Source organism: Flavobacterium sp., assembly GCF_024305175.1.
Classification (GTDB): domain Bacteria; phylum Bacteroidota; class Bacteroidia; order Flavobacteriales; family Flavobacteriaceae; genus Flavobacterium.
This window is the reverse complement of record NZ_JAMWYY010000076.1, coordinates 1-13,094: the sequence shown is the minus strand read 5'-3', so window position 1 is coordinate 13,094 and position 13,094 is coordinate 1. Positions and strand designations below refer to the sequence as shown.

Genomic DNA, 13,094 nt, shown 5'->3' with positions numbered 1-13,094 from the left:
GGGTATAGAAAATGTATTTAACGTGCTGCAAAAAGTTGGGCACGAAAATGTCTTGCTGGTAATCTCGGCTATGGGCAAAACCACCAATGCCTTAGAGGTTGTGGTTAAAAACTATGTGGATAAATCGGCAGAGCTGCAATCATCCATCCAGGAAGTAAAAAAATACCACAACCAGATACTGCTCGATTTGTTTGAAGAAGAAACACACGAAGTATTCTTTGCGGTAAACAAGCTGTTTACAGATTTAGAAAGTTTCCTTAAAAATAACAAGTCGCCAAATTATAACTTTGTGTATGACCAGGTGGTAAGCACGGGCGAAATTCTCTCTACAACCATAGTGAGCCACTATTTTAATTACAGGGGGCTGCACAATGAATGGAAAGACGTTCGCGAGTTTATAAAAACTGATAATACCTACAGGGATGCTGTTGTAGACTGGGAGCAGACGCAGCAAAATATTGCCAAAAACATAAAGAAGAAAACGCTTGTAATTACGCAGGGCTTTTTAGGTTCTGACGAAAATAATTTTACCACAACTTTAGGCAGGGAAGGGTCTGACTATACTGCCGCCATTTTTGCTTATTGCCTAAATGCTGAAAGCGTAACAATATGGAAAGACGTGCCCGGAGTGCTTAACGCCGACCCGCGTTATTTTGATAATGCCATACTGCTTAACCAGATTTCCTATCGCGAGGCAATAGAGCTGGCTTTTTATGGCGCTACCGTTATACACCCCAAAACACTTCAGCCTTTGCAGCGCAAAGAAATACCGCTTTATGTAAAATCATTTATAAACCCATTATTACCGGGCACAAGTGTTAGTAAGGGCGCCGACCTTGAGCCACACACAAGCTGCTATATCGTTAAGAAAAACCAGTTGCTGATATCGCTGTCATCACTCGATTTTTCTTTTATTATGGAAGAAAATATAAGCGAGATATTCAGCCTGCTGCACAAGTATAAAATGAAGGTGCACCTTATACAAAATTCAGCCATCAGTTTTTCTGTGTGTGCAGATGATAAGTTCGGCAACTTTGCAGAGCTTAAAAGTATACTCGACAGGAAGTTTAAGGTCACCTACAACGAAAATGTTTCCCTTTATACCATAAGGCATTTTACCGATAAATCGGCAAAAGCAATTGCACAGGATAAAGATATCCTCGTAAGGCAGGTAAGCCGGGAAACCATGCAAATTGTGGCAAAAGACAAACCTGTAAACGAATAATATTTTTTTTTGTACTTTTTTATTGTTTTATTTTTTTAACACTTGTAGTAAATTTTAAGAAAAATTTTATATTTACAAAAATTCTTAAAAACTAAAAAATGAGTGGAAAAAAAGTACTTAAGTATGTAGGTATTGGCTTTGCCGGACTTATTGTTATTTCAGCTATTATGACGGCCGGAGGCGATGAAGCCGAGGCAGCACCTGCAACAGAAACACCTGCTGTTGAAACACCTGCGGCAGCAAATGCACCCGTAGTGCCTGCATCTAAATGGAACTACAGCGATGAAAAAGACAAAATGAGCGGCGAAACCAAATACTTTGCATTTATTGATGCCGATCAGCTTCTTAATTTCGAGTTTCCGTATGACGGAGGTTCTACTGCAAGCCTTCAAATCCGTAATGAGGAGAAAAGTACAGATGTTATGTTTCTTATCTCAAAGGGACAGATTGTAACCGGTAATGCTATAGACGGAGGTACAACACGTGTTAAATTTGATGACGAAAAACCAATGATGGTTAACGTTTCTTACCCAAGCGACCACAGCACTGACGTGATTTTCCTTTCTCCTACAAAGAAAATAGTAGATAAAATGAAAACAGCCAAGAAATTTCTTATAGAAGTAGAATTTTATGATGAAGGCATAAGGCAGATAGAGTTTGATGTTGACAAACTTGAATGGAACCATTAATAAATAAAAAAAACTGCCTTTAAAGGCAGCTTTTTTTATCGGTTATAATATTCGCTGTTCCAGATGGCATCATTAAAGTTTTTGCCCTTCCAAAAACAGTAATATAAAGCAATTCCGCAAACAGATTTAAAGGTAAATAAAAACGAGACCAGTACATACTGGCTCATGTTATCACCATAAAACAGCCATTTCGCCGAAGCCCACGTGAACAGTATGGTTACCGCCGTAAGGAACAACAGCAGGCTGCCAAAGTTTCGCATTGGCCTTACCATCATCTTTCGGAAAGGGCTTAAATCATTACCCCATTTGTGTATTAAGTAATAATAACCATCGCCGATTGGGGCAAACAAGAGCGGGTCGTCATAATTTTTAAGGTAAAATTGTTTAGAGGGCGCCATTATCATAAAACCTTTCAGGCTTGTTTCATGGACTGCCTCCAGCCTTTTTATTTCGGTTATGGCTTCTTCGGGTATAGTATTTTTAAAAAGGTGGCTGCTTAAAAAGCGGAGCCTGTAGTCAATACATATTTTGCGTATTTGGCTTATATGAAAAATCCTCCCCGGTTCTAGTAGCCCTACGCTAAAATTGTTAAATACAGCGTTACTGTCATCACCCAGCCTTGCCTTAATTTCTTCTCTTTTTTGTTCGTCGGCGGCCAGTATTTCGTTTACCTGCCGCATAAGGGCTTCTTCCTTGAGCATCTGCTCCCTTGCTTTAAGCAATTCCTGTATCAGGTTTTTTCTTTCAAACAGCATAATCCTGAAATATTATTTTAACATGCATAAAGTTAGTTAATTATAAATTAACTTCACATTACACAATTCTTAAACTGCTGTTTTACAGTTGTTAAAAAATATTGCAAATGCATATTAACAAATTCTCATTATAAAGCTGCAAATTCTCATCCAAACTATGCCTTTACCATTTCCTTTAATCATAGCTTATTATATAAATTACTTTTGTTAAAATAAGTTAAATCTTAATAAGCAAGTGTATGAACAGGCGCGCTGTAATAATAGTAATACTGCTGGTTGTAATAATAGGAGGCTACTTTTTCTATAACAGCTACCTGTATAAAGATGCACGCAACATAGCTGGAGAGCAGCCTGCCTTTACGGTAGATGCAGGGCAGATGCTTGCCGAATATGAGCAGGGAGCCGAGGCGGCTACAGCAAAATACCTTAATAAAACAATAGCAGTGCAGGGCAGGGTTACCAGTGTAAACGATTCGGTGGTAATTATAGACTCGGCTGTTTTTTGCGCATTTGCAGGAAAAAGGGAAATATATGTAGATGAAGCCATAACCGTTAAGGGGAGGTGTATAGGCTATGACGAAATTTTTGGTGAAGTAAAGCTTGACCAGTGTACGCTGACTAACTAACAACCGGATATGAAAAAAATAATACTGCTGGCATGCCTGTCTTTTGCAATGGCCGCCACTGCACAGGAAGACCTGCTTAACGAACTCGACTCTGTACAGGTAGGTGATGAGGCCTATGCTACTGCAGCGTTTAAAGGCTTGCAGATTGTAACGCTGCAAACCACAAAAATTCCTGCAAAGAATGAATTTTACTTTGTTGTATCGCACCGTTTTGGCACCCTTAAAGACGGTATATCAGAGTTCTTTGGGCTTGATATGGCAACAACAAAGCTTGGCGGGGTTTATGGTATTACCGAATGGCTTTCTGTAAGCGCTTCAAGGCATACTATGCTTAAGGTTTACGAAACAGGCATTAAATACAGGCTGGCAAGGCAGGGAAGCAGCTTTCCGTTAGAGATTGTAGGGTATAACACAGCAGGCATTAATACTTTCCTGGAAGAGGAAGATTACCCAAAGCTGGAATTTGCCGACAGGCTTACTTATACCAGTCAGCTATTAATATCGCACAAGGTGTCAGACAAGGTTTCGTTAGAGCTTGTGCCGACCTATATACACAAAAACCTGTATGACCCTGCAATTGAGAACGATAACCAGTTTGCTGTGGGGGCAGGTGGCAGGGTAAAGCTAACCAAGCGGCTTTCGCTTAACATGGAGTATGTGTATAACGCCGATAAGCCCGATTTTTATGTTAACCCGCTTTCGGTAGGGCTGGATATAGAAACCGGAGGGCATATATTCCAATTGCTGTTTACCAACTCTCAGGCCATGACAGAGAGTGGGTACATAACCAATGCAGCAGGCGACTGGGGCGATGGCGATTTTTTCTTTGGGTTTAACTTATACAGGGTATTTTAAAGATGAAAAAATATTTAGCAATACTGGCGGTCGCCATGTTTGGCGTTGGCTGCGAAACCAACACCTATGAAGATTTGCTTGATGAGGAAGTGCCTTCGGGTGCAATAACCTATAATGCCAATGTAAAAAGCATAATAGACGCCAACTGTGCAAGCTGCCATTCGCAGGGAGGTACAGCTTCATTCCGCCTGCTTACCAATTATGCTGAGGTTAAGGCGGCAGTAGAAAACGCAGGCCTGCTGGACCGCATACAGAGGCAGAACGGGGAGCCGGGCCTTATGCCGCAAACCGGGAGAATGCCGCAGGACAAGATAAATACTATATTGGAGTGGAATGCACAGGGCCTTCCGGAAAATTAATTGTATTATGAAAAAGAATATCATACTGTTGTTTTTACTGATTCCATTTGTGTTTTACGGGCAAAAATTCAGCACACGCACGGGCACAGTAAAATTTGAGGCATCTGTACCTTCTTTTGAAGAGGTTGCCGCACAAAATAAATCGGTTTCGGCAGCTCTTGATGCTTCCGGGGGAGAAGTAGCCGTACTGGCCCTTATGAAAGGGTTCCGGTTCAAGGTTGCGCTGATGGAGGAGCATTTTAATGAAAGCTATGCTGAAACCGATAAATTTCCTAAAGCTACCTTTAAAGGGAAAATTGAAGGGCTGGACATTAGCAAGCTAACTGCAACCGGGCAGGTTTTTACTATTACCGGTGACCTGACACTGCATGGTAAAACCAAAAAGATAACCGACAGGGTGGTAGTATCGCGCTCCGGCAACATAATTACCCTAACCGGCAGCTTTAATGTTAAACCTGCAGATTTTGGTATAGAGATACCAAAAGTAGTAAGCAGTAAAATTGCCGAAACAGTAATTATAGAATATAGCCTTCCGCTTAACAAACAGTAACCAACTTATTAAAATAAACATGAAGAAAATTACCCTTATACTCCTTCTGATAACTGCATTTTGCCATGCACAGCAAAAAGCGGAGAAAGACGTTTTTGACACGGCCCGCTATGGCACCCTTGCAGACATGCAAAAACTGCATGCCGCCGATAAAGATATTATCAATGCCATAAGCCCGATGGGTTTTACCCCGCTTATACTTGCCTGCTACAGGGGCAATATTGAGGTAGCAGAGTATCTTGCGAAAAATGTAAAGAACATAAACCAGATAAGTGATAATGGCACTGCCCTTGCCGCAGTGGCTGTAAAAGGCAATACAGCGCTTGCCAAAATACTGCTGGAAAACAAAGCCGACCCTAATATTGCAGATACAATGGGTATTACGCCAATAATTTATGCAATACAGTTCGAAAATAAAGAACTTGTAGAACTGCTGTTAAAATATAAAGCCAGTAAAACGGTAAAAGACAAAGAAGGCAAAACCCCTATGGATTATGCCGTATTTACCAACAACAACGATATTATTAACCTTTTAAAAAAATAAGCTCATGAAAAAACTATTACTTTGCTTGCTTGTCCTTGTATTCGGTGCGGGGCTTTGGGCACAATCTAAAACTACCGGTACAGTTACCCTTACCACGGGTATGACAGCCAAAATGGACCTTAACAATGCAACCAGTACCGTAACCCTTACTTTTACAGGCCCTTCAGACAGGTGGTTTGCGCTGCAGTTCGGCTCCTTTACATCAGGACAGGGTATGGCAAGCGGCCAGGATCTTGTTTATGCAACCAATACCGGGCTGGTAGATGCAGTAATGAATGGTTCGGGCAACACGCCTTCTACCGATACTAACAACTGGACAGTAAGCTCTAATACCGTTGCCGGCGGTACGCGCACAATTATTGCCACAAGGGCATTTACAGGCGGCACGGGCGATTTTAACTTTACTTACAGTATGACCGATATTGACTTTGCCTGGGCAAGAGGAAATGGGGCCGGATATAGCCTTGCTTATCATGGTGGTTTCAGGGGCTTTCAGTTGAACAGGACATTTACCTGTATAGCACCTGATGTACCAACCGCCGCTGCTCAATCTTTCTGTACAGGCGCAACAGTTGCTTCGTTACAGGCTACAGGTGCTGCAGGAGCCGAGTTTAACTGGTACAGCACACCATCGGGCGGCACAGAACTGGCAGCCGGTACTGCACTAACTACAGGCAACTATTATGTATCGCAAACTGTTGATGCCTGCGAGAGTACACGCACAACAGTTGCTGTAACGGTTAACAGTGCTAATGCCCAGGTAATGATGGATGTTACTGCCTGCAATAGCTATAGCCTGCCTGCATTACAGCCTAACAATACTTACTATACAGGGCCTGGCGCTACAGGAAACATGCTTGCAGCAGGCGATGTTATAACAGCTACACAGCTTATTTACATTTATGCCCAATCGGGCACTACACCAAACTGCACTGCCGAGAGCAGTTTTACGGTAGTAATAAATACAGTTGCGGCTCCTACAGCCAATGCAGATCAGGTATTTTGTGCCGGCGCTACAGTTGCCAATCTTGAAGCTACAGGCATGGCGGGGGCATCATTTATATGGTATCCTGCCGCAACAGGCGGAACACCGCTTTCAGAAACAACAGTGCTTGCCACGGGTACTTATTTTGCAGCACAGGCTGTAACAGGTTGTGAAAGTACTGCAAGGGTACAGGTTAACGTTACCGTTAATGCTATACCTGCTACACCTACGGGTGCAGCAACACAGGAGTTTGAGCCGGGTGATACTATTGCCGATCTTGTATTTACTACTGAAGGTGATGCAACGATAACATGGTATATTATGGATGCCGGTATGCAGCTTGTTGAGGTGGATACTGATACCCCACTACAGGATGGAGGGCAGTATTACGTAACCCAGACAATAAATGAATGTGAAAGCGAACCTTTAATGATAACTGCAGTAGACAATCTTAGTGTAGGAAGTGTAGATAGCAAAGCTTTTGTTATATACCCTAACCCTGCGGCTGATGTGATAAACATTACAGGTAAAACTGCTATAAGCAAAGTTACAATAAGTAATATGCTTGGGCAGGAGTTGCTTAATGTAACTTCTGGTACTGATACTGTAACAGTAGATATAGCTGTACTACAAGCCGGAAATTATTTAGTGAGGGTATATTCCGGTGAGGCTGTTTCGTCTTATAAAATAATAAAGAGATAGTATTTAACGAATAGTATATTTAAAAGGCTTCCTAATGGGAAGCCTTTTTGGCTTAAAGCTATTTTTTACAGATTAATAAAAAGGTATGATATTTGAATTAAGAGATGTAAATTGCGAAAAAAATAAATGGGAATGAAGCTTGTAATGTTGTGTATCTTATTTTTAACCGGTGTTTCGGTGCCGGAATTAAGAACCCTTCGGGAAAACTATGTTAGTGCTGCACAGTCAGAAGAAGATGCCAACAACTTTCATGATTCCTTAAGCAAGATTGAAAGCAGCAATACTACCCTTATGGCTTATAAAGCTGCCTCTATTGTATTGCTCGCAAAATATGAAAGCGGCCTTATTACCAAAACGAAGCTGTTTAACAGGGGAACATCATTACTCGAAGAAACTCTGAAAAAAAATCCGGATGATTATGAGGCGAGGCTTATACGTCTCAACATTCAGGATAATGTGCCATGGATAACAGGCTATAAGGATGATATTGATAATGACAAGGCATTTCTCATAAAGAATTATAGTAAACAATCTGTTGACCTGAAGGCTTTCACAAAAAAATATGTAAAGCAGTCGGATGCATTTACAGATAAAGAAAAGCAGTATTTTAATTAAAAAGCTGTTGGCAGCATGAGCAGGAACGGTATTGCCTTGCTGTAATCTGTGCTATCATAAAAAAAGCCGGTAAGCTGTAAGTTGGTATAGTATTGTTTTACATTATCAAAATATATTTTTTCAGCAGGAACCTGCCAACATTTAAATCCTGCTTTTTCGGCTAAGAACCATTTCTCCAAAAGCCTTCCCGCCCTTCCGTTACCATCGTCAAAAGGATGTATTTTTACAAACGCCAGATGTATAAAAGCGGCATAATAGACTACTTCTGTAAATGATAAGTCAGAGCTTATCAGGGTATCTATATCTTCAAAAAGTTTGTCCAGTTCTTTTTTAACCATCTCTGCGCGGCAGGCTTCATACTCTACCGTTCCTGTGTTATGGTTAAGTATTATCATTTCGCTATTACGTACCTTCCCCCTTCTTTCCTTTATTAAAAGATGTTCTGACAATATAGCGTGCGCCTTCAAGAAGTTTGTTATGTTCAATAGATTCTCCTGCGCAAAAACATAAGCATTATAAAGGTCTTCAGGTTTTTGCACCAACTCCTGCGCAATTCCGGTATTGTATAATTTATATTTTAAAAAGCTGTCAAGTTCTATAGCTTCTCCTTCAATTTTAGATGAGCATACAGCAGACATTGAATTATAAAAAGTAAACCGTTCCGTTGCTTTTTCCTCTTCCAGGCTATTAAAACGCTTTTCAGTGCCGGAGGGGAGCATCGTGGTAAACGGTTCTAAAAATTCGCTTTTAAGTATCTTGAGCTGTTGCATAAACAAATGTAATCAAATTACAATTTAAAAATAGGCGCGCAGTTGCACGCTGCCGGTGTGTATTGCTTTTGCAGTTTCGCTTTTGCGCCCCTGGTAATTGATATTAACATCAAGAAAAGAAGTTAGGTTTTTTTGCAGTAGCAGTCTCCACGTAAGGTTTTCGCCTGCCTGCAAACCTTCAAGCATCTGGAATGCAGCAGGGCTTAACTGGTTGCCCGTAAAATCATTTTTGTAGTAGGAGAATTCGCCACTTACGGTAAACTGCTTTTCAGATGCATAGTTAAATGATGTGCCCAGCCTTTGCTGGTATAGCGTTTCGGCATCGCCTATGCGGTTCTTTTTACTTTCATATTCGTAGAACACATCCCAACTGGCATTGCGCGAAAAGATATATGATATTTTTGGCCCCGCAAGATAGCTTTCAATCTCATAGTTACGGCTGCCATAGTTTTCAGAATATGTTTCGGTATTAATAGTTTGGCCGTTAAGGCTAAAAAGCCATGTTTGCTTCAACAGGTGGGCATACTGCAATTGGTGAGAGCTGCTTATGTTTTCCTGCGAGCCTACCGTAAGCAGGTTTTTAGCACGGCTTTTTATAAATGTGTATATAACCGAATGGTCCTGCTTGCCACGGTTGTAAAAAAGGCTGTTGCGTATGCTCGAGGTAATGCCAAGCAGATTTTTTTCTGCCGAAGAAAAAGGGTTCAGGTCAAAATTACCGCCACTGCGTTCAATCTTACGGTCTATCAGGTAAGAGGACTGGTTGTAAAAATAGGAGAGGAATTTTTTGAATCCGGTTTCATTCTGCCACTGGTTGGGGTTAAGTGTCAGCGATTGTGAGAATTTATTTTGATGGGTGCGTACAAAGACCTGGTTTGGCAAAAACACGCGTACGTATTTAGCCTGGTCAGGGAATGGCGCTATTTCAAATTCCTGCAGTTCCTGTATGCCGTTGTCGTTATAATCGTTCCACATATACACACCCTGTCCCGGTTCAACTTCTATATATGTAAACTCCTGCTGCGCTATGGTGCCCGATGTGGTTTCGTAGGCTGTAGTAACCTGCACAAGCTGGTCCCAGTAGCGGTCATTATACAGTATCCGCGAGTTTAAAGAGGGTTCGTCTTTAAAGGCAGGGTCTTCAAAAGTAAGGTTACGGTAATTAGCAAAAACAGTCAGGTCGCTTTTCTCTGTCTGGATGAGCCTTGATTTAAGGTAATAGGAGTGGGATGTGTTTACTTTTTTGAGCAGCCCGCCCACAAGGCTGTCGTTAACCCGCTGCAGGTAGCCCAGTTCAACATATACCCGCGTACTGTCTCCGCGCCCCACAAAAGCGCCAAACTCGCTAAAGCGCTGGCTAAGCTGCGATAGCTGGTTGGTGGCTTTAAGCTTTTCGCGGTTATCTTCAAGCCTTACAGAACCGCCCGCCCAGTTTTTACCGAAATGATACTTGGCACGGGTTTCATTGCGAATAAAAGTCGATTTTGCATAGTCGCCGTTACTTTCCAGCCAGCTACCCTGTTGCTGTACTAATAGTTTGTTATAATTATATATACCGTCAACCACATGGCGTGTACCACTAAAAGTGCCTGAAAAGCTTAGGTGTTCTGCCTGGTAATTTAACTGCCCCCTTTGCGGCAGCCTCAAAGTTGTGCCGGCTATCAGGTAGCTTTGGTTGGTATTTGTGGTGGTAATGCCTAACAGGTTCCAGTCACGGTTAAACTCTATATTAAAAAGCCGCTCTATAGTCCTGAAATCTTTTTGCACAAACTGGTATGAGGCAATTGCATCAGCCTCCCATTTGCCTGTGTAAAGCCTTTGCTTTGCATTAAGCCTGCCCGCATAGCCCTGGTTATCATTGTCATCAACAGGGGAGTACAGGTTGAGGTCGTTGTTACTTATGGCGGTTTCAAAATCTACAAGCGTTTTTTCATCCGGGTTATATTTACCTATTACCGTGGCAATTTGCAGCTTTACGGGTGGGGTTAAACGTATTATCGGCTCATAATTGCCCTGCGGCACACCGCCTACAGGCGGTACATATTCATAGATCCGGCCTACTGCCGCAGCATTGGAAAGTATGTAGTTGCCATTGTTATTCCCAACAAGGCTAAACCTTACATTATACAGCTCCTCATCAGGGTTATTAGAGAATTCAAAAACCTCTGCGCCGTTTACAATTACCTTACGGTATAATATCTTGTTTTCAGAATAGCTGTCAATATAGGCAGAAGGCGCCGTCATAAGCCCGGTGTCATCGCCTGCATCCTGTAGTATGGCTACCTGCTCCTCCGAAAGGTTTTGCTGTAATGGCTGGTTTTTTACATCATTTTCAGAATATACATAACCGCCTATGCTCCAGTCTTCGCGTTCGTGGGTTATGCCGCCATAGGCAACAAAACGGGTATAGGTGCGCTCGCTGTACTGATATTCTACATTTATTCGCATTTCGGAGGTTATAGGGAACAAAGGCGTAAAGATGATCTCCCCTGCGTTGTAGTCGATAATATAGTCGTTGCTTTCGCCTCTTTCCAGCAATATCCCGTTCACGAAAACCCTTTCCGAACCTGATATAATAAGTACATATAGCTCTTCATTAGGCCCGCGAAGCTTGTAAGGCCCCTGGTTGCCTTCCTGCCCGGTAAAGGTGCTGCGGGCATACTGACCCCGCACCAGTGCTGCTGCAGTAGATATGGTTGTGCGGGAGCTGGTGTCCCCAAAAGCAAAGGTTGTAGAAAGCCCCTGTACCTTTTTACTGAAATTCATAAACCGCGACTGCCTGTTTTCCAGGAAAAGGTCGCCTGCACGGATGTTCCAGTTATCGCTGAACATTTCTATGAATATCTGGTCAAATTCATCCAGCTTTTGAGAGTAGCCGCCTTCCTGTAACGGGATGTTGCTGTCCTGTATAGAGGCGCGAAGGCTGACTTTATTTGAAAGCTTGCCGGTTATCTGCAAATCAAGGTTTGAGTTTACTACTGCATTCTGGTTATTGCCCACCGTTACACCGCGCGTAATACTTCCGGATGTGTTTAGCCCCTCAAACGGGCGAAACGGTTTAATGCTGCCGGCACTAAGGGCATAACGCCTCCCTTCGGCAGCATCATTAGCCACTACGGTTGTATTATCATAAATGCTGTATTTTTTGGTAAGGTAGTCCGGGTAGCTCAGGTAGCGCATGGTAAGCGTGTCGGTACTGCGGTAGCCATTTTTAAACACCAGGACACTGTTACGAAAGTCAACCGAATAGTAGCTGGTATCAATATCTTTGCCCTGCTTGTCCTGCAGCTTAAAAAATACTTTATTGATGCTCACGCTGTCAATCCTGATAGTATCGCGTTCTGCGGTAATGAGTCGCTTTTTGTAAGGCGTAGTTATTTCCTGCGCATAAACTGCGGAAAAACAGCACATAAAAATAAGTAACAGCCCTCTTTTAAACATCACTACTTTATAACTCCAAAAAGGCAAAAGTAGTGTATTGCGGTTTAATTACTTAAAGGCTGTGCTTAAACGCTAAGGCACCCCCTGAAACCCCTTGCCGCGTAGTAAGAATCTGCGCCGTTGTGGTAAGTAAAAACATGGTTGTAGCGCCTGTCGCCAAATATCGCCCCGCCATGCTTTCGGATAGCATCAGGGGTAAGCAGCCAGCTCGATGTTTTAGTGTCAAATGCGCCAAGCTGCTGCAGGTGTGCATACTGTGCTTCTGTAAGCAGGGTAATGCCCATAGCTGCCGCTGCTTCCATAGCATTATTAGCAGGCTTGTTTTGTTTGCGCGCATCCAGTGCGGCGCGGTCATAACAATAGCTGCGCCTTCCTGCCGGGCTTTCAGCTGAGCAGTCAAAGAAACTGTACTCACCGGATGCACTATCAAATTCCACAACATCGGGCTCGCCGCCGGTTTCTTCCATCTGTTGCAGGCTCCACAATTTTAAGGTATTTACTTTTAGCTTCGCTTCCACATCATCCCAATTAATTCCGATATGGCGGTTCATATTGTCTTCAAAACGCTTCTTTAAAATGTTGATTAGGTTTTCTGACTGCTGTTCTGTTAATGCTTTTTTCATAGTAATTTTAGTATGAATAGTTACTGCAAGTTATATAATTACATCTAAAAACAGTAAAGCCCTTAAAAGTAAATCTTTAAGGGCTTTAATTAAATTATGTAGCGGGTATTACTTGTTCATGTGCTGCATTTCATACACAAAAGTATCGCTGTCGGAACCCATCACAATAAGCGAAAGGGCTTTGTCAACAATATATTTCACGTTACCCGGAGTAAAGCCCAGTGCAAGCGCAAAGCGCGTAAGTATCTCTTTTTGCTTTGGCCCCAAAACGTGGTCGGCATATACCATGCGCGAAAGGTCATACAAACGTTCAAGCCTTTGCACATAAAGGTAAGGCGGGGTAATGGGATAGCGC

General features: G+C 42.4%; 13 protein-coding genes and 1 pseudogene. 9 read left to right on the top strand and 5 right to left on the bottom strand.

The features are described 5' to 3' along the window. Both Q0K96_RS13670 and Q0K96_RS13665 read left to right on the top strand, forming a co-directional pair. Nucleotides 1-1,225: aspartate kinase (locus Q0K96_RS13670; protein ID WP_297334540.1), on the top strand; the 1,225-nt coding region annotated here is incomplete at its 5' end. 98 nt (nt 1,226-1,323) lie between these two features. Continuing rightward, complete coding sequence (locus Q0K96_RS13665) at nt 1,324-1,914, top strand: hypothetical protein (protein WP_297334539.1); 591 nt, start codon at nt 1,324-1,326, stop codon at nt 1,912-1,914. Nucleotides 1,915-1,949: 35 nt separating this feature from the next. Here Q0K96_RS13665 and Q0K96_RS13660 read toward each other — a convergent pair whose 3' ends face one another. Continuing rightward, a complete protein-coding gene (locus tag Q0K96_RS13660) occupies nt 1,950-2,669 on the bottom strand; it encodes a hypothetical protein (RefSeq protein ID WP_297334538.1) in 720 nt (239 codons plus the stop codon). Nucleotides 2,670-2,908: 239 nt separating this feature from the next. On the opposite strand from Q0K96_RS13660, the gene Q0K96_RS13655 reads away from it, so the two are divergent. From Q0K96_RS13655 to Q0K96_RS13625, 7 genes are all read left to right on the top strand, one after another. After that, nucleotides 2,909-3,295, top strand: coding sequence for a hypothetical protein (locus Q0K96_RS13655; RefSeq protein WP_297334537.1), 387 nt, complete (start codon nt 2,909-2,911; stop codon nt 3,293-3,295). A gap of 9 nt (nt 3,296-3,304) precedes the next feature. Next, nucleotides 3,305-4,150 (top strand): DUF5777 family beta-barrel protein, encoded by an 846-nt coding sequence (locus Q0K96_RS13650; protein ID WP_297334536.1) that lies wholly within the window; start codon nt 3,305-3,307, stop codon nt 4,148-4,150. A 2-nt stretch (nt 4,151-4,152) separates the two neighbouring features. Further along, complete coding sequence (locus tag Q0K96_RS13645; RefSeq protein WP_297334535.1) at nt 4,153-4,509, top strand: cytochrome c; 357 nt, start codon at nt 4,153-4,155, stop codon at nt 4,507-4,509. 7 nt (nt 4,510-4,516) lie between these two features. Further along, entirely contained in the window at nt 4,517-5,059 is a 543-nt protein-coding gene (locus Q0K96_RS13640) for a YceI family protein (RefSeq protein ID WP_297334534.1), read from the top strand. Nucleotides 5,060-5,078: 19 nt separating this feature from the next. Then, nucleotides 5,079-5,603: an ankyrin repeat domain-containing protein gene (locus Q0K96_RS13635; protein ID WP_297334533.1), complete on the top strand. Its 525-nt coding sequence runs from the start codon at nt 5,079-5,081 to the stop codon at nt 5,601-5,603. A 4-nt stretch (nt 5,604-5,607) separates the two neighbouring features. Beyond that, the gene (locus Q0K96_RS13630; RefSeq protein WP_297334532.1) at nt 5,608-7,290 is read left to right on the top strand and encodes a T9SS type A sorting domain-containing protein; all 1,683 of its coding nucleotides are present in this window, start codon (nt 5,608-5,610) and stop codon (nt 7,288-7,290) included. A 132-nt stretch (nt 7,291-7,422) separates the two neighbouring features. Then, complete coding sequence (locus Q0K96_RS13625) at nt 7,423-7,905, top strand: hypothetical protein (RefSeq protein ID WP_297334531.1); 483 nt, start codon at nt 7,423-7,425, stop codon at nt 7,903-7,905. Here the strand turns inward: Q0K96_RS13625 and Q0K96_RS13620 are convergent. The 4 genes and pseudogenes from Q0K96_RS13620 to Q0K96_RS13605 all read right to left on the bottom strand — a co-directional run. Beyond that, the gene (locus Q0K96_RS13620) at nt 7,902-8,675 is read right to left on the bottom strand and encodes a Fic family protein (RefSeq protein ID WP_297334530.1); all 774 of its coding nucleotides are present in this window, start codon (nt 8,673-8,675) and stop codon (nt 7,902-7,904) included. The genes Q0K96_RS13625 and Q0K96_RS13620 overlap by 4 nt on opposite strands. Before the next feature lie 24 nt (nt 8,676-8,699). Continuing rightward, on the bottom strand, nt 8,700-12,116 hold the full coding sequence (locus tag Q0K96_RS13615; protein WP_297334541.1) for a hypothetical protein: 3,417 nt from the start codon (nt 12,114-12,116) through the stop codon (nt 8,700-8,702). 65 nt (nt 12,117-12,181) lie between these two features. Continuing rightward, nucleotides 12,182-12,739 carry a DUF4256 domain-containing protein gene (locus Q0K96_RS13610; protein WP_297334529.1) on the bottom strand — a complete coding sequence of 186 codons (558 nt, stop codon included), beginning with the start codon at nt 12,737-12,739 and terminating at the stop codon, nt 12,182-12,184. Between the two features lie 108 nt (nt 12,740-12,847). After that, a pseudogene (locus Q0K96_RS13605) lies at nt 12,848-13,094 on the bottom strand (TerB family tellurite resistance protein); the annotation flags it as partial.